We start from the raw sequence: 17,415 nt of genomic DNA, 5'->3' as shown, positions 1-17,415 counted from the left end.
GGTCGATGACCGGGGACAAGAGGTGGGCGTGAGATGACGTGGTGGTCGGCGGTCCGGTTCCTGCACGTGTTGTCGGCGGCACTGTGGGTCGGCGGGCAGCTCACCGTGTCGCTGGTGCTCCTGCCCGTCGTCCGCCGGTCGATGGACGCGCAGCGGCGGCGCGAGGTGCTGAACGCGATCGGCCGCCGGTTCGGCCTCCTCACCGCGGCGGCCCTCCTGCCCGTCCAGGTCGTCACCGGGGTGGCCATCGCCTGGCACAAGGGCGTCACCTGGGCCTCGCTCGCCGACCCCGGTTACGGCCGGATCCTGGCCGCCAAGTTGCTGCTGTTCTGCGCGGTGATGGCCGCCGCCGCGCTGCACGGCGTGGCCAGCGCGAAGGGCAGGCCGGGGCTGGCCAGGGCCATGGCGGTGGCCTCGCTGGCCGGGTCGGTCGGCGTCATCCTGCTGGCCACCGCCCTGCCGGTGACCTGAGCCCGTGACCTAGCGGGAGGGTTCCCAGCCGCGCCGGGTGGCCGGCCGCGCCTCGTCCCTGCTGCGGTAGACGATGTACGGGCGGGTGAGGTAGCCGACGGGAGCGGTCAGCATGTGCACCAGCCGGGTGAAGGGCCAGATGGCGAACAACACGAGCGCGCTGAGCGCGTGCAGCTGGAACAGCGGGGGAGCGCTCGCCATCAGCGCGGGTTCCGGACGGAAAGAGAAGATCGACCGGAACCAGGGTGAGACGGTGGTGCGGTAGTCGTAGCCGCCGCCGACGAGGTTGGCCACGACGGTGGCGGCCAGGCCGAGGGCGATGGTGAGAGCGAGGACGGCGTACATGAGCTTGTCGTTGCGGGTGGTGGCCATGAAGACCGGGCCGACGGTGCGGCGCCGGTAGATGAGGATGGCCATGCCGCCCACGGTGGCGATGCCCGCGATCGTGCCGAGGACGACGGCGAGCAGGTGGTAGAGCCCTTCGCTGACACCGGCGGCTTCGGTCCAGCTTTTGGGGATGACGAGCCCGCCGATGTGGCCGAGGGCGACGACGAGGATGCCGAAGTGGAACAGCGGGCTGCCGACGCGCAGCAGCCGTGACTCGTACATCTGGGAGGAGCGGGTGGTCCAGCCGAATTTGTCGTAGCGGTAGCGCCACACGTGACCGAGTACGAAGACGGTGAGTGCCACGTACGGCAGGACCACCCACAGCAGGGTGCTCATCGGCCGGCCTCCATGATGGCGTAGGGTTCGAGGCCGACGGCTTCGGCGGGTGGTCCTTGTTCTGCCAGCCGTAGCGCGGCTTCCCGTTCGCGGGCGCGGGCCGGCGGCAGGGTGGCCAGCACGGCGGCGACCACGTCGGCGTACGGCGAGCGCTCCTCCTCCAGCGCCGCGCGCAGCACCTCCATGCCGGCGCGGTGCTCGGTCATGAGCCGGCGGGCTTGGCGGACGGCGCCGCGTGCCGACAGTTCGCACACCACGGCCAGGTGGTCGGGTAGTTCGCCGTCGGTGAGTTCGTAGCCTGCGCTGTGCAGGGCGTGTTTGAAGCGCAGGAGTGCGGCGCCGCGTTTGCGGGTGTCGCCGTAGGCGTAGTAGGTGAGGTAGAGGCAGCAGCGCCGTTTCAGGTCGAAGGTCGCCACGTAGTGGGCGGCCAGCTCCGCCTGAGTGGTGCCGGCGGTGTGTCCGAGGAAGGCCGACAGGCGTTCTCGCGCCTCGCCGGCGGGCAGCGCGGCCACCGCCTCGACCAGCACCTGCCGGGAACCGTAGAGGCGTTCGTCGGGGTAGCCGAACAGCACGGAGCACACCATGTGGGCGTTGCGCAGGTCGCCGTCGTTCACTTCTTCCTCCTGGGGAACAGTCCGTCGGGCGTGCCCTTGCCGTCCCAGTTGAGCAGGTTGACCCGGCCGCGCAGCTCGTCGGCGTCGTCGAGTTGGTCGCCTGATTGCCGTTCGCGCAGGGCGTGGAAGCTTTCCACCGCGATCGGTGACGGCCGTCCCGACGCCTCGCCGAAGGGGCCGGCCATGCCGGGGCCGCCCTCGTAGTCGAGGCTGCAGCCGGTGGCGGTCTCCTCCAGTTGTCTGCCCTGTTCGGCGTGGGCTTTGGGGATGACGTACCGCTCGTCGTAGGGGGCGAGCGCGAGCAGCCGGTGCATGTCTTGTACCTGGTCGCCGTTCATGCCGACCGCGGTGGCGATCGACTCGTCGGGCTCCTGGCCGAGGTTGAGCCGGCGCATGTAGGAGCGCATCGCGGCCAGGCGGCGCAGCACGCCGCGTACGGGTTCCGGGTCGCCGGCGGTGAACAGTTCGGCCAGGTAGCCGACGGGGATGCGCAGCGCGTCGATGGCGCCGAACAGGTTGCCGGCGTCTTCTCCGTCGTGGCCGGTGTCGGCCAGGACGTCCACGACGGGTGACAGCGGCGGGATGTACCAGACCATCGGCATGGTGCGGTACTCGGGATGCAGGGGCAGCGCCACCTGGTAGTCGAAGATCAGCTTGTGGATCGGTGAGTTGCGGGCGGCCTCCAGCCAGTCCTCGGGGATGCCCGATCTGCGGGCCTCCTCGATCACCTGGGGGTCGTGGGGGTCGAGCAGGACACCCTTCTGGGCTTGGTACAGGTCCTTCTCGTCCGGGACGGAGGCCGCTTCGGCCACGCGGTCGACGTCGTACAGGATGAGCCCGATGTAGCGCAGCCGTCCGACGCAGGTTTCGGAGCAGACCGTGGGGATGCCGACCTCGACGCGGGGGAAGCAGAAGGTGCATTTCTCGGCTTTGCCGGTGCGGTGGTTGAAGTACACCTTCTTGTACGGGCAGCCCGTCACGCACATCCGCCAGCCCCGGCAGCGGTCCTGGTCGACCAGCACGATGCCGTCCTCGGAGCGCTTGTACAGCGCTCCCGACGGGCAGGACGCCACGCAGGAGGGGTTGAGGCAGTGCTCGCAGATGCGCGGCAGGTAGAACATGAACGCCTGCTCGAACTCCAGCTTCACCTGGTCCGACAGCTTGCGCAGCACGGGATCGGCGGGCGCCAGCTCGGGCCCGCCGGCCAGGTCGTCGTCCCAGTTCGCGCTCCAGCTGATCTTGGTGGGCTGCCCGGTGATGAGTGAGCGGGGCCGCGCCACCGGGGTGTCGGCCTGCATCGGCGCGGAGAACAGCTGGTCGTAGTCGTAGGTCCAGGGCTCGTAGTAGTCCTGGATCGACGGCATCAGCGGGTTGGCGAAGATGGACAGGAGTTTCTTGAGCCGGCCGCCCGCCTTGAGTTTCAGCCGGCCGCGCCGGTTGAGTTCCCAGCCGCCTTTCCACCGGTCCTGGTCCTGGTAGGTGCGGGGGTAGCCCTGGCCGGGGCGGGTCTCGACGTTGTTGAACCAGACGTACTCGGTGCCCGCGCGGTTGGTCCAGGCCTGCTTGCAGGTGACCGAGCAGGTGTGGCAGCCGATGCACTTGTCCAGGTTCATCACCATGGCCAGCTGCGCCATCACGCGCATGCTCATGGTTCACTCACCACTCCTCATTCGCTCCGCGGAGTCCCTCCTCCGTCGGGCCTCCACTCCACTCACTGCGTCGGGTTCGCTCACTAGTAATCGACCTCCTGGTTGCGGCGGCGGATCACGGTGACCTCGTCGCGCTGGTTGCCGGTCGGCCCCAGGTAGTTGAAGGCGAAGCTCAGCTGCGCGTAGCCGCCGATCAGGTGGGTGGGTTTGATGAGGAGCCGGGTCAGGGAGTTGTGGATGCCGCCGCGCCGGCCGGACGTCTCGGTTCTGGGCACGTCCACCACGCGTTCCTGGGCGTGGTACATGTACACCGTCCCTTCGGGCATCCGGTGCGAGACGACGGCGCGGGCCACGACGACACCGTTGCGGTTGACCGCCTCCACCCAGTCGTTGTCGGCGATCCCCGCCTTCGCCGCGTCAGCCGGGCTCATCCAGATGTTCGGCCCGCCCCGCGACAGCGTCAGCATGAGCAGGTTGTCCTGATACTCGGAATGGATCGACCACTTCGAATGCGGCGTCAGGTAACGCACGGTGATGCCGTTCTCGCCGCTCTGCCCCACACCGGGCTCGCCGAACATCGCGCTCATGTCGAGCGGTGGCCGGTAGATCGGCAGCGCTTCGCCGGCCTCGTGGATCCAGTCGTGGTCGAGGTAGAAGTGCTGGCGGCCGGTGAGCGTGTGCCAGGGTTTGCGGTGCTCGACGTTGGTGGTGAAGGCCGAGTAGCGGCGGCCGCCGGTCTCGCTGCCCGACCACTCCGGCGACGTGCCCACCGCCACCGGCCGGGCCTGCGTGTCGGCGAACGTGATCTGCTGGTGCTCGTCGGCCAGCCCTTCGAAAGATGTTCCGGTGCGGCGGGCCAGCGTGGCGAACCCCTGCGCGGCCAGGCGCCCGTTCGTGGTGCCCGACAACCCCAGGATCGCCTCGCACAGGTCCACGTCGCGGGCCAGCGACGGCCGCCCGGCCGCCACGCCGTCGCGTACGGTCCCGTTCCTGCGGCGCAACCGCTCGATCTCGCCGGAGACGTCGAACGTCAGCCCCTTGGTGGTGGCGCCGAGGGTGTCCAGCAGCGGGCCGAGCGCGGCCATCTTGTCGGCGACGGCCGCGTAGTCGCGCTCCACGATCGTGATCTTCGGGAAGTTCCTGCCCGGCTCAGGGGTGGTCCCGGTGCGCCGCCAGTCGTCCACGCGGCCGTGCGGGGTGGCGTACTCGTCGGGGGTGTCGTGCAGCAACGGCGCCGCCACCAGGTCACGACGCACCCCCAGATGAGTCTTCGCCAGGGTGCTGAACGCCTGGGCGATGGCGTGGAAGGCGGCGAAGTCGGTACGAGTCTGCCAGGGCGGATCGATGGCCGGGCTGAAGGCGTGCACGAACGGGTGCATGTCGGTCGAGGACAGATCATGCTTCTCGTACCAGGTGGCAGCCGGGAGCACGATGTCGGAGAACAACGTCGTGGACGTCATCCGGAAGTCCAGCGACAGCAGCAGGTCGAGCTTGCCGCGCGGCGCCTCCGGCCGCCAGGTCACCTCCTCGGGCCGCTGCTCCGGCGCGGCCTCGACGGCCCGCAGCGACGCGTCGGCGCCCAGCAGGTGCCGCAGGAAATACTCGTCGCCCTTGGCCGACGAGCCCAGCAGATTGGCCCGCCACACGGTCAGCACGCGCGGCCAGTTCGCCGGAGCGTCCGGATCCTCGCAGGCGAAGCCCAGCTCCCCGGAGGCGGCCCGGCCCGCGACGTACGCGCCCGGCTCCTGCCCCGACGCCGCCACCTCCTCGGCCAGATCCAGCGGGTTACGGTCGAACGTCGGATAGGACGGCATCCACCCCATGCGGGCCGAGGCCGACATCAGGTCGGCGGTCGACCTCCCGGCGAACGCGCCCACGCCCAGGGGCGAGGCGACGGTGTCGGCGCTGTAGGTGTCGTAGCGCCACTGGTCGGTGTGCAGATACCAGTACGCCGTACTGATCATGTGCCGGGGCGGGCGGGACCAGTCCAGCGCCGACGCCAGCTGCGCCCACCCGGTGATCGGCCGGCACTTCTCCTGCCCGACGTAGTGCGCCCAGCCACCGCCGTTGACGCCCTGGCAGCCGGTCAGCGTGGTCAGCGCCAGAAAGGAGCGATAGATGGTGTCGGAGTGGAACCAGTGGTTCGCCCCCGCCCCCATGATGATCATCGACCGGCCGCCGGACTCCTCCGCGTTGGCGGCGAACTCGCGAGCGATCCGCGCCGCCCTCGCCGCCGGCACACCGGTGATGCCCTCCTGCCAGGCCGGCGTGTACGGCTGCGCCGCGTCGTCGTAGCCTCGCGGCCACTCGCCCGGCAGGTCGCGCGGCACCCCGTACTGCGCCATGAGCAGGTCGAACACGGTCGTGACCAGGTGCCCGCCCACCTCCATGACCGGCACGCCCCGGTGCAGCACGCCGCCCGGCAGGTCGAAGCGGGGCAGGGCGACCTTCACCGCCTGCCCTCCGAGCAGCGTGAGCGCCGGGTCGACCGCGCCGAGGTCCAGGTTCCACCGGCCCTCGCCGTCCGGGCGGTAGCGGAAGCCGAGCGAGCCGTCGGGCACCACCGGCTCGCTCGTGCGCGCGTCGATGAGCACCGTCTTGAAGGCGTCGCCCTCGCCCTCGCGCAGGTCTGCGTCGGTGAGGAACTTGTCGGGCACGTACCCACCGCTGTCGTGCTCGCGCAGCCGCACCAGGAAGGGCAGGTCGGTGAAGCGCTTGGCGTAGCCGGTGAAGGCAGGGGTCTCGCGGTCGGCGAAGAACTCTTTGAGGATCACGTGGCCCATCGCCATGGCCAGCGCCCCGTCCGTGCCGGGATGGGGGGCCAGCCACTCGTCGCCGAACTTGGCGGCGTCGCTGTAGTCGGGGCTGACGATGACGACCTTCTGGCCCCGGTAACGTGCCTCGGTCATGTAGTGGGCGTCGGGGGTGCGGGTGACGGGCACGTTGGAGCCCCACACCAGCAGGTAGGAGGCGTCCCACCAGTCGGCCGACTCGGGCACGTCGGTCTGGTCGCCGAACACCTGGGGCGAGGCCACCGGCAGGTCGGCGTACCAGTCGTAGAACGACAACATCGCGCCGCCGATCAGCGAGACGAACCGGGCGCCGGCCGCGTGCGAGGCCATCGACATGGCGGGGATCGGCGAGAAGCCCGCCACGCGGTCGGGGCCGTACGCCTTGATCGTGTGCACGTGGGCCGCGGCGACGATCTCGACGGCCTCGTCCCAGCCGATCCTGACCAGCCCGCCCTTTCCCCGGGCCGACTGGTAGCGCTCCCGCCTGGCCGGATCCGTGGTGATCTCCGCCCACGCCTCGACCGGGTCGCCGAGCCTGGCCCTCGCCTCGCGGTACATCTCCACCAGGACGCCGCGCGCATACGGGTAGCGCACCCGGGTGGGCGAGTACGTGTACCAGGAGAAGGCCGCCCCCCGCGGGCAACCACGCGGCTCGTACTCGGGCCGGTCGCCGCCGACGCTCGGGTAGTCGGTCTCCTGCGCCTCCCAGGTGATGATCCCGTCCTTGACGTACACCTTCCACGAGCACGAGCCCGTGCAGTTCACGCCGTGGGTCGAGCGCACCACCTTGTCGTGGCTCCAGCGGTCGCGGTAGAACGCGTCAGCCTGGCGCCCGCCCACCTGGTGCAGGGTGCGCAGATCCGGCGAGACCGTCCCGGACCGGAGATGCCGCCCCATTTTTAGCAACGCGTCGCTGACAGGCCCGTCCATCGCCGTCATATCACTCGTCTTCCTGCCGTCACGAAGCCGACATGCCAGGCACTGCTGTCGTAGCCCAGGAAGGAGTAAGGAAAACGTGGAACGACCGACAAGGCGGCTTTCCCGATTAAAGCTTCGGTGAAGTGTGGATGTGAGAAGGCAGGTCAGGAGGGGAAACCCGGCACGGCCCGCAGGCTTCACCGGACGTGCGGATCGGCGGGAGGCGGAGTCCCGGAGCCTGGAGTGAGCAGACCCGTCTCGTACGCCAGGACGACGAGCTGGGAACGGTCACGGGCGCCCAGTTTGGTCAGCAGCCGGCCCACGTGGGTGCGGGCGGTCGCCGGGCTGATGAACAGCCGCTCGCCGATCTCGGCGTTGCTCCGGCCCGCGCCGACCTCCGCCAGCACCTCCCGCTCGCGTTCCGTCAGGCGGTCGAGCCGCTCCGGCGACGACGGGCGAGGACCCGCCGCGGCGGCCCGCATGACGCGCCGGGTGACCGCGGGCGACAGCAGCGCGTCGCCGCTCGCCACGATCCGCACCGCCTCCCGCATCCGCTCGGGGCTGGTGTCCTTGAGCAGGAAGCCGGCGGCCCCGGCCCGGATCGCCTCCTGGATGTTCTCGTCGGTGTCGAAAGTGGTGAGCACGATCACGTGGACGTCGCGGAGCGCCGGGTCGGCCATGATCCGCCGGGTGGCGTCCAGCCCGTCAGGGCCGGGCATGCGGATGTCCATGAGCACCACGTCAGGGCGGAGCCTGGCCACCAGCTCGACACCCGCGTCGGCGCCGCCCGCGTCACCGGCCACGACGATGTCGTCGGCGCGTTCGAGCAGCAGCCGCAGCCCCTCTCTGACGAGGTGCTGGTCATCGACGATCACGACCCGGATCATGTGTGGTCCTCCAGCGGGACACTCGCCTCCACCACGAATCCTCCCTCAGCGGGCGACGACGTCCGCAGGTCGCCGCCGAGCAGCGCCAGCCGCTCGCGCATCCCGGTCAGCCCCCACCCCGGCGGCCCCGCGGCGCCGCCGGCCCCGCGGCCGTCGTCGCTCACGCGCAGTTGCAGGGCGTCCGTGCCGTAGTCCAGGTCGATGCGGACCGTACGGGCTCCGGAGTGCCGCAGCACGTTGCTCAGCGACTCCTGCACCACCCGGTACGCCGTCGCGTCCGAGATCGCGGGCAGCCGCTCGGGCGGGCCAGAGGTCCGCACGCCGACGTCGAGCCCCGCCGCGGTGGCCGTCGCCACGAGCGAGTCCAGCGCGTCCAGCCCCGGTGCCGGGCCGTCGTCGGGATCGCCCGCGCGCAACGCTCCCAGGGTCAGCCGTAGCTCGCGGCCCACGTCGCTGCACGCCGACCGGGCCGCGGCCAGCGAACGCTCGGCCACGTCGGGGGCGTCGCGCAGCGACTCGCGCGCCACGTCCGTGTGCAGCGAGATCACCGACACCGTGTGCGCCATCAGATCGTGCAGATCCCTGGCGATGCGCAGGCGCTCCTGCTCCACCCGCCGTGCCGCCTCCCGCTCGCGTTCCAGGCGGGCGGCGTGCTCCTGCCGGGCCAGCTCCGCGCGCCAGGCGCGCCGGGCCCGCACACTGTCGCCCAGCGCGATCGCGGCGGCCATGAGGCCCGCGGAGGTGGTGGTCTCGAAGCCGAGGAGGTAGGCCAGGTCGTCGCCCTCCAGGATGCGCTGTGCGGTCGAGACGGCGAGCAGGGCGACGGCCGTGCCGATGGACCAGCGCGGCCTGCCCTGCTCGGCCGCCGAGTACAGCGCCGCGGCGAGCGGTGCGGCCAGCCCGATCGGCGGGTAGGACACCATGTAGTAGACGATCAGCGCTGCGGCCGTGAGCAGGAGCGTCGCCACCGGCCAGCGCCGGCGGGCGAACATCAGGACGGCGAACGACGCACCGAACGTGTACGCGGCCAGGCCAGGCCCGGCCGATGCGCTGCCGACGTCGGCCGTGATGGCGGTGCCGACCACGACGAGCACCAGCATGGCCAGGCCGAGATCGACCGCCGACTCGTGGCGGGCTGGTGATTCGACCCGCACGTTTCCTCCGTCATCGTCGTGGGCGGGGCCGGAAGCCCGGCACGATCCTGCTGATGAGCCAGGCCACCGCGCCGACGGCCGCGCCGACCGCGAGCCCGGTCACCAGGCTGCTGCCCAGCGAGAAGGCCCGGAGCACCAGCTCTTCCGCAGCGGGGGAGAGCGCGCCGGCGAGGTTGCCGCCCAGGTGGGGAGAGTCGCCGCCGAAGGCTCGTGCCCAAAATAGCTGGTGGGCCAGACCCAGCAGGACACCGTAGGCGGCCCCCACGGCGAGCAGCGTCATGAACGGGTTGGGCACCCGCTTCCAGAGCACCACCGCCGTCCAGACGGCGATCGGGACGAACACCAGCAGCGCATTGCCCACCGGGCCGACGAGCCTCAGGTCGTGGGCGACCACGCGCGGCACGCCGAGCAGCGCGAGCCCCCACACGGCCCGGACCGTGATGCCGAGCCGGGCCGTCACGACGCGCCTCCGGCGGGCGCGGCGGCGGCCAGGGCACGGGCGCGGTGCAGACGCCACAGGCCGGTGAAGGCCAGGGTGGCGGTCACCGCGCTCATCGCCAGCCGCCCCCAGTGGCCGGTCTCGAACTCCAGCGCCGTCTGCCGCAACACCTCCGCGGAATGGACCGCGGCGCCCTCCTCGAACATGATGTCGTTACGCGGCCAGAAGTAGAGCGCCGAGAACAGGAACTCGCCCAGCAGCAGCGACAGCAGGCTCCCGCCGGCCCACAGCCGGGTGTCGCGCATCGGCCAGGCCAGCACCAGGGCGGCCACCGAGGCGATCACGGTCACCGCGCCCATCGGCGGGAAGAAGTCCGCGGGGCCGGTCACCACGAAGAACTCCATCGACTCGGCCAGCGAGGCGGGCACGTCGTGGAAGACGTTCGGATAGATGACGACCGTCTCCACGGCGATGCCGCCGAACGCCACCATGGCGATCCAGACGTACACGGTGAGGACGGCGGGGGAAAGGCGTTGTCGCATCGGGCTCACTTCGGCGTTCGGAGGCTCGGACCTGGTCAGGTCCCGGACCCGGTCAGGTTACGAACCGGGCCTTCCGCCCGTCGTCCGCCTCCAAGCTCTCCCGGCGTACGCGTTTCGACGTATCAGCCCAGGTGGCGGAGTGCCGTCACCCGGGGGTGAGGCGCAGGACGGCGCGGTCGCCGGAGAGGTGGGTGAGGCCGAGCCGCATGTCGTTGATGCGGCCGGTCTCGCCGGGGGCGAGCACCAGTTCGCCCTCGTCGCGGCAGCGGCCGTTGACGCAGTTGCTGCTGATGCTGGCCTGCATGCCCTGGACGCTCAGCTTTCCGGTCGAGCCCATGAGCGTGATCCGCGCTCCGTCCGGCTCCAGTGCGCCGATGCGCAGCTGCCGCACCCCGAACCGCTCGTCGATGGTGAGCTCGTCGCCGGCCTGGATCTCGATCTCGCAGTCGGCGTCCTCGCACGACGACAGCTCGCGCCCGTCGGCGGCCCGGAGCCCGGCGGGCTTCTCTTCCGGGCTCGCGGCTGGCGCGCTGGGTGACGCGGGCAGGCGCGCCGCCGGCGTAGTGGGCGTGGCGGCGCAGCCGGTGAGCACGATCAGCAGGAAGGCGGTGGCGGCGGGCCGGGCGAGGATCGGCATGGCACTCCTGGTCGGGTTGGTGGGCTCATCGGGCAGGCGGTCTTTCCCCCATGAAGAAGATAACCCTCTGAGATGACTTGAATCCGGACAGCGACGGATCGGCGTGGCACTTCGGCGCGTACGACCATTCGGTCGGCGCCGGCCGCCCACGCGGCCAGGTATGCCGCTGCTGGCCGAAATTCCGGCGGATCTCCGGTCAATCGTTCGGCTTCCATGGCAATCACGTGTCAGAAGGCCGATTCTTGACCACGGCAACCAGCAATCCGGAAGGGGCAGCAGATGCCGGAATTCCAGCACGAGCACGTCGTGGTCCGCTCCGGCAGCCGGTCCGGCCTGCCGGTGATCATCGCGGTGCACTCGACGAAGCTCGGCCAGGCGGTCGGCGGATGCCGCGTTTGGCGCTACGCCGACTGGCGTGACGGGCTCGCCGACGCGCTGCGCCTGTCGGCCGCCATGACCGCCAAGTGCGCCGTGGCCGGGCTGGCGAACGGCGGCGGCAAGACGGTCGTCGCCCTGCCCGCGGACGCCGACCTGGACGCGGCCACGCGCCGCATGGTGTTGCACGATGTCGCGGACGCGATCACGTCCCTGTCCGGCACGTACGCGACCGGCCCCGACGTCGGGACGACCCCCGAGGACATGGCCGTCATCGGGGAACGGACCCCGTACGTGTTCTGCAAACCCGAACGATTCGGCGGCAGCGGCGGCTCCTCGGCGGCCACCGCGCTCGGCACGCTGGCGGCCCTGCGCGCCGTACGCCGGCGGCTGCACGGCACGGCGGCGTTCACCGGCGCGCGGCTGGCGGTCGTGGGCCTGGGCAGCGTCGGCATGCGGCTGGCCCGCCTGCTCGCCGCCGAGGGGGCCGAGCTCGTGGTCGCCGACATCGACCCGGCCAGGCGGCAGGAGAGCGACGCGCTCGGCGCCACCTGGGTCTCGCCCGAGGAGGCGCTCACCGCGGACGTCGACATCGTCGTCCCCGCGGCGCTCGGCGGCGTGCTCACCGCGGACGTCGTACCCGATCTGCGCTGCGCCGCCATCGCGGGACCGGCCAACAACCAGCTCGCCACGGAGGACGTGGCGGACCTGCTGCACCGGCGCGGCATCGCGTGGGTGCCCGACCACGTCGTCAGCGCGGGCGGCGTCATCAACACGCTCGCCGTGGAGCTGCACCACGAGAGCGCCGACGAGGCCCAGAAGCGGGTCGAGGCGATCGAGCACACCGTCGCCGACCTCCTGCACACGGCCGCACTCCAGCGGGTGACCCCCGCCCAGGCCGCGACGGAGCTGGCCCGCCTCCGCCTGGCCTCCGCCTGAGGCCCCGCGTCCGCCTGAGGTGGCACGAGTGACGGCGGCGCCACCCGCCTCCGGCCGATGGAGTTGATCAAGTCACGGCGGAGAACCAGGCGACTCGTTAGGCTGCGTGAGTCGCGCCGTCACCCACCGGATCACCGGCGGGGGCCCGGGGGCGGCGAGGGATCGAGGCGAGGTGACGGTTGGCTGGTGAGGCGGCGCGGCTGCTGGAGGGCTTCGGCCGCCGGTACGCGGCCGCGGTGCGCCTGGCCACGCTCGCGCCGATCGTCGCCATAGCCCTGTTCCGCACCCCGCCCGAGAACGCCGCGGGCACAGCGGTGGCGGCCGCCGCCGCGGCGGTGTGGACCTGCGGCTACGCCTGGTGGTTGCGCGCGGGCCGCGGGCACGCGGCGGTCGCCCTCGACGTGGTCGTCCTGCTGGGCCTGTACACGAGCATCTTCGTGACCGACGCCGTCGAGGACCGCAACACCGGGTGGCTGCGGCTGCTGCTCACGTTCGCCTGCGTGACGTGCCAGTGGCACACCCCGCCGCTCGTGGGAGGCCTCGCGGCGGTGGTGGCAGGGGGCGGGGCGGTGGGCTTCCTCACGGCGGCGGGGGCGGCGCAGGTGGACAACTCCCTGGTCACGGGGACGGTGTGGGCGTTACCGGCCGCCGGGCTGTCCAGAGCGGCCTGGGTGCTCGTCCACCGCGCCGCGGAACGCGCGGACCGGATGGCGGCCGAGGCCGAACGGGCACGCGCCGCATCGCAGGTGGCCGAGGCGGTCAGAGCCGAGGAACGCGAGCTCGGCAACTCGCTGCACGACACGGCGGCCACGACCCTGCTGATGGTCGGCATCGGGCAGGTGCGCTCGGACGCGGAGTGGCTGGCCCCGCAGGCGAGCCGCGACCTCGACAGGCTCCGCTCCGAGAGCGGGCGGGCGCCCCAGCACGCCGACCTCGTCGAGCTGTTACGCGCCGACCTCGACTCCGTGCAGCTGACCGTGGAGTTCGACGCCCCGGCGGAGCTGCGGCTGCCGTTCGAGGTGGCCAGGGCGCTCGCCGACGCGGCCAGGGAGTCCCTCACCAACGTACGCCGCCACGCGGGCACGAGCCGGGCGGCCGTCCGGCTGAGCGGGGACGCGCGGTCGCTGCGGCTCGACATCGCCGACCAGGGCAAGGGATTCTCGCCCCCGGACGTGTCCGCCACCCGGCGGGGCCTGCGCGAGTCCGTACGAGGCAGGATGAGCCGCATCGGCGGCACGGCCACGATCACCTCCGCCGAGGGCGAGGGCACCCTCGTCCGGCTTGAATGGCGTGCCGATGGGTGACGCCGCCGAGGAGGTGACACGCGCGCAGTTACGGCGCGGCCTGCGGGTCGCGACGCTGCTCGTCGTCCTGGTGACCGTGTGCGGGCAGGGGTTGTCCAACCTCCTGCGCCACCTGGACGACTACCCGTCGCCGCTCGCGCAGCTGGCCGCGTTCGCGGTGCTCGCCGCCGTGCTCGCCGGCGAGGCCGTCCTGCTCGTCCGGAGGCGACCGTGGGGACGGCTGCGCCGGGCCGCCATCGCCGCCGTGCTCGCCGCGTCCGTCCTGTCGTACGTGACCCTTCCGGAAGGGCGCACCTCCACCGGCACCGACTGGCTCTTCGGCGCCGCCGCCTGGGTGGGCCTCGTGGTGCTGCTCGACCGTCCGCTGCGGGTCGCCGTCGCGTTCCTGCTCGCCCACGACCTGACCGCCCTGGTGCACCTGCTCACGGTCGACCCCAACCGGGGAGACCTGGCCCGGTTCGCCACCGGCTCGGTGACCGTGGTCGGCCTCCCCCTGTGTGTGGCCGTGGTGGCGGCTGTCCTCAACTCGCTGAGCGCGGCCTCGGCGTCCTCCCAGCGGGAGATCGAGCGGGTACGCGTCGCCGAGGCGGTCGCGGCGGAATCCCACCGCCGCAGGCAGCAGCGGCTGGCCGAGTTGTCGGCGACCACGATCCCGCTGCTGGAAGGGCTCGCCGACGGCTCGCTCCGCCCCGACGACCCGGCGATCCAGCGGCGCTGCGCGATCGAGGCCGGCCGGATGCGCAGGCTGTTCGCCGAGACCGACACCGTGGACAACCCCCTGGTGCACGAGCTGCGGCACTGCGCCGACGTCGCGGACCGCAAGGGCGTCGTGGTGGAGCTGGACGCTCGGGGGCAGTGGCCGACGCCGCCCGTGGCCGTCCGGCGCGACCTCACCGAGCCGGTGCTGAGCGTGCTGGCCACCGCGTCCTCCCGTGCCAGGATCGCGGTCGTCGGCGGCGCGGACCTGGTGTCGGTGAGCGTCGTCGCGGACTGTGGTGAGGTGGATCTGCCGGATCCGGTGACGCCGGGAGTGCACGTCGAGACGTTGAACAACGACGACACGGTATGGATGGAGGTCCGATGGCAGCCGAGCCCGCAGCCGGCGAACTGATCACCGTGGTGATCGTCGACGATCACGCGGCCATCGCCGCAGGCGTGCGCTTCTGGTGTTCCCAGGCCGTGCCGCCGATCGAGCTCGTCGACGCCGGCGACCGGCTCGCCGACGTGTGGACCGGCCCCGGAGCCGACGCCGACGTCGTGATCTTCGATCTGGAGCTGGTGCCGCGCAGGCCGGACTTCGGCGAGCTGCGCCGGCTCGTCGACAACGGCCGCCGCGTGATCGTGTACTCCCAGCACGTCGACGACGCGACCGCGATCAAGTGCGTCGACCTCGGCGCGCTCGCCTACCTGACCAAACGCGAGGGCCCCGACCACCTGCTGCCCGCCATCCGGGCGGCCGCGAAGGGCGAGCCCTACACCGCGCCGTCGCTGTCCGGGGCGCTCATCGCCGACGACGCCCCCGGCCGGCCGCGCCTGTCCCAGCGCGAGACCGAGGTGCTGCGGGCGTGGTTCGTGGCCTCGTCCAAGGAACTCGTCGCCGCGAAGCTCAACATCACCGTCAAGACCGTCGACACCTACATCACACGCGTACGGGTGAAGTACGCCAACGTGGGGCGGGCCGCCCGCACCAAGAGCGAGCTCGTCGGCCGCGCCCTCGACGACGGGCTCATCACGCTCGCCGAGCTCAACGAGACGGCGACGTCGTTGTAGGGCGTTCGCCGGACACCGGTGCGGCCCGCCCCTTCCTAGACTTGCCGGCAGTAGCGGCCATGCCGCGCGGCACCTCCGCGATGGGGCGGCGGGTGTCCCGGTCGGCGCCGACGGCTCCGAGGGCCCGCGGCACCCGCCGGGCAGGACGGTCGCGGGAACGGCCCGGTTCCGCTCTCACCGGCGCATGTCTGCCTTCTCATCCGTGGTCACCTCGGAGCCTCGCGCCGGTCGTCCACTGTGACGGGGGGAGCTCAGATGGGACTGCAGATCAGGTTTCTCGGGCCATGGGAGGTCACGGCGAACGGCGAGCCGGTGAAGCTGGCCGGGCTGCGGCGGCTGGGGGTGCTGGCCCGGCTGGCGCTGAGCGCCGGCCGGACGGTCCCGGCCGAACGGATCCTCGCCGACGTGTGGGATCAGAGCACGGTGACGACGGCGGGCAAGCAGCTGCACATCGTGGTGTCCAAGCTGCGCGGCCTGCTCGCGCCGTACCAGGACGACGAGATCATCACGACCGTCCCCGGCGGCTACCGGCTCAACCTCTCCCGTGAGGGCATCGACGCCCACCTGTTCACGCTCATGGCCGGCCAGGCGCGGGCCGCGCGGGCCCGGGGCGAGATCGCGGCGGCGGACGAGCTGTTCCGGCGGGCTCTGGCGTTGTGGCGGGGCAACCCGCTGGAGGGCATGACCGGCGCGTGGGCGCGGGCCGCGTGCGCCCGGCTGGAGGAGGAGCGCCTGACCGCGCTCGAGGACCACATCGACCTGCGGCTGGAGTCGGGCGACCATCACGGGGTGGTGCCGGTGCTCACCGCTCATGCGGAGGCGTACCCGCTGCGCGAGCGGCCGCGCGCCCAGCTGATGCTGGCGATGTACCGGGCCTCCCGCCCGTGCGAAGCCCTCGAGGTGTACCAGGAGACGCGCCGCGTCATGGTCGGCGAGCTGGGCGTCGAACCGGGGGCGGCGCTGCGCCGGATGCAGCAGGCGGTGCTGAGGCGCGACCCCGCGCTCGACCTCGCCTGCCCGGCGCAGCGCGCCACGCTCAAGAGGGCCGGCCTCCCGAACGAGCTGCCCGCCGACACCCGGGCGTTCACCGCCCGCGCCACGGAGATCGCCTGGTTGCGCGGGACGCTCACCGGCGCCGTGCCGGGGCTGCCGTCCGTCGCGGCGATCCACGGCGCCGGCGGTGTCGGCAAGTCCGCGCTGGCCGTGCACGCCGCGCGCGGCGTCGCCGAGCGGTTCGCCGACGGCGTCCTCTACGTCGACCTGCGTGCCGCCACCGCCGGGCGCACGCCGCTGACGCCGTACGAGGCCCTGAGCCGGCTGCTGCGCTCCCTCGGGGTGGACGGCGCCGCCGTACCGTCCAGCCTGGACGAGGCCGCCGCCCGCTACCGCTCCCTGACCTCGACGCGCGAGCTGCTCGTCGTCCTCGACGACGCGCTCGACGCCGGCCAGGTCAGGCGGCTCATCCCCGCGGGACCCAGGTGCGCGGTCGTGATCACCAGCCGTCAGGTCATGGACTCGCTCGACGGCACGAGCCGGCTGGACCTGGGCGGGCTCGGCGACGCCGACGCCACCGCGCTGCTCGCCCGCATCGTGGACCCCGCGAGAGTCGCCGCCGAGCCGGAGGCGGCGCAGCGGATCGTCCGGCTCTGCGGCGGGCTGCCCCTCGCGCTCCGCATCTCGGCGGCGCGCCTGGCCGCCCGGCCCGACCGGCGGTTGTCCTCGCTGGCTGAGCAGCTCGCCGACGACACCCGCCGCCTCGACGTGCTCGAACACGCCGACCTGGCGATCCGCACCAGCATCGCGGCCGGCCTCCAGCACCTGCGGGGAGAGCCCGACGCCGGCCACGTCTTCCACCTGCTGGGGCTCATGGGCGCCGGCAGCCACACGGCGGCCGCCACGTCCGCTGTCATCGGCTGGCCCGAGCCGCGCGCCGAGGCCGCGCTCACCCGCCTGCTGGACGCCCGCCTGCTCGAACGTGCCGGGTTCCGCCGCTACCGGATGCCCGACCTGATCCGCCTCTACGCGCGCGAGCAGGCCGCACGGCACACGCCGGAGCCCGTACGCGCCACCGCCGCCCGCCAGGCGTTCCACCACCACCTGACCAGAACGCACGACCCGATCGTGCACCGCCGCGGCCCGGCCGAGCGGGCCACGGCCCGGCAGGCGGCCACCCTCCCGCGCCGGCTCGCCGCCCACTGATC

15 protein-coding genes are annotated in these 17,415 nt (G+C 72.3%); 6 read left to right on the top strand and 9 right to left on the bottom strand.

The features are described 5' to 3' along the window. Nucleotides 1–33: 33 nt before the first annotated feature. The gene (locus ABGA98_RS19625) at nucleotides 34–471 is read left to right on the top strand and encodes a hypothetical protein (RefSeq protein WP_347619775.1); all 438 of its coding nucleotides are present in this window, start codon (nucleotides 34–36) and stop codon (nucleotides 469–471) included. A 9-nt stretch (nucleotides 472–480) separates the two neighbouring features. Here the strand turns inward: ABGA98_RS19625 and narI are convergent, their stop codons facing one another. The 9 genes from narI to ABGA98_RS19580 all read right to left on the bottom strand — a co-directional run bounded on the left by narI (nucleotide 481) and on the right by ABGA98_RS19580 (nucleotide 10,826). After that, on the bottom strand, nucleotides 481–1,194 hold the full coding sequence (gene narI, locus ABGA98_RS19620) for a respiratory nitrate reductase subunit gamma (protein ID WP_347619774.1): 714 nt from the start codon (nucleotides 1,192–1,194) through the stop codon (nucleotides 481–483). Continuing rightward, the gene (gene narJ / locus ABGA98_RS19615) at nucleotides 1,191–1,808 is read right to left on the bottom strand and encodes a nitrate reductase molybdenum cofactor assembly chaperone (protein ID WP_347619773.1); all 618 of its coding nucleotides are present in this window, start codon (nucleotides 1,806–1,808) and stop codon (nucleotides 1,191–1,193) included. The genes narI and narJ overlap by 4 nt, the downstream gene beginning before the upstream one ends. Then, the gene (gene narH / locus ABGA98_RS19610) at nucleotides 1,805–3,451 is read right to left on the bottom strand and encodes a nitrate reductase subunit beta (protein ID WP_347619984.1); all 1,647 of its coding nucleotides are present in this window, start codon (nucleotides 3,449–3,451) and stop codon (nucleotides 1,805–1,807) included. Before narH ends, narJ begins: the two co-directional genes overlap by 4 nt. A gap of 89 nt (nucleotides 3,452–3,540) precedes the next feature. Then, entirely contained in the window at nucleotides 3,541–7,188 is a 3,648-nt protein-coding gene (locus ABGA98_RS19605) for a nitrate reductase subunit alpha (RefSeq protein WP_347619772.1), read from the bottom strand. A 176-nt stretch (nucleotides 7,189–7,364) separates the two neighbouring features. Next, complete coding sequence (locus ABGA98_RS19600) at nucleotides 7,365–8,054, bottom strand: response regulator transcription factor (protein WP_347619771.1); 690 nt, start codon at nucleotides 8,052–8,054, stop codon at nucleotides 7,365–7,367. Next, nucleotides 8,051–9,208 (bottom strand): sensor histidine kinase, encoded by a 1,158-nt coding sequence (locus ABGA98_RS19595; RefSeq protein ID WP_347619770.1) that lies wholly within the window; start codon nucleotides 9,206–9,208, stop codon nucleotides 8,051–8,053. The genes ABGA98_RS19600 and ABGA98_RS19595 overlap by 4 nt, the downstream gene beginning before the upstream one ends. Nucleotides 9,209–9,218: 10 nt before the next feature. Further along, nucleotides 9,219–9,668 (bottom strand): hypothetical protein, encoded by a 450-nt coding sequence (locus ABGA98_RS19590; RefSeq protein ID WP_347619769.1) that lies wholly within the window; start codon nucleotides 9,666–9,668, stop codon nucleotides 9,219–9,221. Next, complete coding sequence (locus ABGA98_RS19585; RefSeq protein WP_347619768.1) at nucleotides 9,665–10,189, bottom strand: hypothetical protein; 525 nt, start codon at nucleotides 10,187–10,189, stop codon at nucleotides 9,665–9,667. Before ABGA98_RS19585 ends, ABGA98_RS19590 begins: the two co-directional genes overlap by 4 nt. Before the next feature lie 145 nt (nucleotides 10,190–10,334). Continuing rightward, nucleotides 10,335–10,826 carry a hypothetical protein gene (locus ABGA98_RS19580; RefSeq protein ID WP_347619767.1) on the bottom strand — a complete coding sequence of 164 codons (492 nt, stop codon included), beginning with the start codon at nucleotides 10,824–10,826 and terminating at the stop codon, nucleotides 10,335–10,337. Nucleotides 10,827–11,105: 279 nt separating this feature from the next. On the opposite strand from ABGA98_RS19580, the gene ABGA98_RS19575 reads away from it, so the two are divergent. The 5 genes from ABGA98_RS19575 (at nucleotide 11,106) to ABGA98_RS19555 (ending at nucleotide 17,413) form a co-directional block, all read left to right on the top strand. Continuing rightward, nucleotides 11,106–12,140 (top strand): Glu/Leu/Phe/Val dehydrogenase dimerization domain-containing protein, encoded by a 1,035-nt coding sequence (locus ABGA98_RS19575; protein WP_347619766.1) that lies wholly within the window; start codon nucleotides 11,106–11,108, stop codon nucleotides 12,138–12,140. 179 nt (nucleotides 12,141–12,319) lie between these two features. Beyond that, the gene (locus ABGA98_RS19570) at nucleotides 12,320–13,444 is read left to right on the top strand and encodes an ATP-binding protein (RefSeq protein WP_347619765.1); all 1,125 of its coding nucleotides are present in this window, start codon (nucleotides 12,320–12,322) and stop codon (nucleotides 13,442–13,444) included. Next, a complete protein-coding gene (locus ABGA98_RS19565) occupies nucleotides 13,437–14,555 on the top strand; it encodes a hypothetical protein (RefSeq protein ID WP_347619764.1) in 1,119 nt (372 codons plus the stop codon). Before ABGA98_RS19570 ends, ABGA98_RS19565 begins: the two co-directional genes overlap by 8 nt. Further along, a complete protein-coding gene (locus ABGA98_RS19560; RefSeq protein ID WP_347619763.1) occupies nucleotides 14,525–15,214 on the top strand; it encodes a response regulator transcription factor in 690 nt (229 codons plus the stop codon). The genes ABGA98_RS19565 and ABGA98_RS19560 overlap by 31 nt, the downstream gene beginning before the upstream one ends. A gap of 255 nt (nucleotides 15,215–15,469) precedes the next feature. Further along, the gene (locus tag ABGA98_RS19555; RefSeq protein ID WP_347619762.1) at nucleotides 15,470–17,413 is read left to right on the top strand and encodes a BTAD domain-containing putative transcriptional regulator; all 1,944 of its coding nucleotides are present in this window, start codon (nucleotides 15,470–15,472) and stop codon (nucleotides 17,411–17,413) included. Nucleotides 17,414–17,415: the final 2 nt, after the last annotated feature.

The organism is Nonomuraea sp. B1E8 (assembly GCF_039871515.1).
Classification (GTDB): domain Bacteria; phylum Actinomycetota; class Actinomycetes; order Streptosporangiales; family Streptosporangiaceae; genus Nonomuraea.
Note: the sequence above shows the minus strand (reverse complement) of the source record. Positions and strands in the feature narration are given on the sequence as shown.

What these genes read in the sequence shown, in the direction of transcription:
- ABGA98_RS19605 (WP_347619772.1), bottom strand. Translation starts at nt 7,188, where the DNA reads ATGACGGCGATGGACGGGCCTGTCAGCGACGCGTTGCTAAAAATGGGG.
- ABGA98_RS19600 (WP_347619771.1), bottom strand. Translation starts at nt 8,054, where the DNA reads ATGATCCGGGTCGTGATCGTCGATGACCAGCACCTCGTCAGAGAGGGG.
- ABGA98_RS19580 (WP_347619767.1), bottom strand. Translation starts at nt 10,826, where the DNA reads ATGCCGATCCTCGCCCGGCCCGCCGCCACCGCCTTCCTGCTGATCGTG.
- ABGA98_RS19555 (WP_347619762.1), top strand. Translation starts at nt 15,470, where the DNA reads ATGGGACTGCAGATCAGGTTTCTCGGGCCATGGGAGGTCACGGCGAAC.
- ABGA98_RS19625 (WP_347619775.1), top strand. Translation starts at nt 34, where the DNA reads ATGACGTGGTGGTCGGCGGTCCGGTTCCTGCACGTGTTGTCGGCGGCA.
- ABGA98_RS19575 (WP_347619766.1), top strand. Translation starts at nt 11,106, where the DNA reads ATGCCGGAATTCCAGCACGAGCACGTCGTGGTCCGCTCCGGCAGCCGG.
- narI (WP_347619774.1), bottom strand. Translation starts at nt 1,194, where the DNA reads ATGAGCACCCTGCTGTGGGTGGTCCTGCCGTACGTGGCACTCACCGTC.
- narH (WP_347619984.1), bottom strand. Translation starts at nt 3,451, where the DNA reads ATGCGCGTGATGGCGCAGCTGGCCATGGTGATGAACCTGGACAAGTGC.
- ABGA98_RS19560 (WP_347619763.1), top strand. Translation starts at nt 14,525, where the DNA reads ATGGCAGCCGAGCCCGCAGCCGGCGAACTGATCACCGTGGTGATCGTC.
- ABGA98_RS19565 (WP_347619764.1), top strand. Translation starts at nt 13,437, where the DNA reads ATGGGTGACGCCGCCGAGGAGGTGACACGCGCGCAGTTACGGCGCGGC.
- ABGA98_RS19585 (WP_347619768.1), bottom strand. Translation starts at nt 10,189, where the DNA reads ATGCGACAACGCCTTTCCCCCGCCGTCCTCACCGTGTACGTCTGGATC.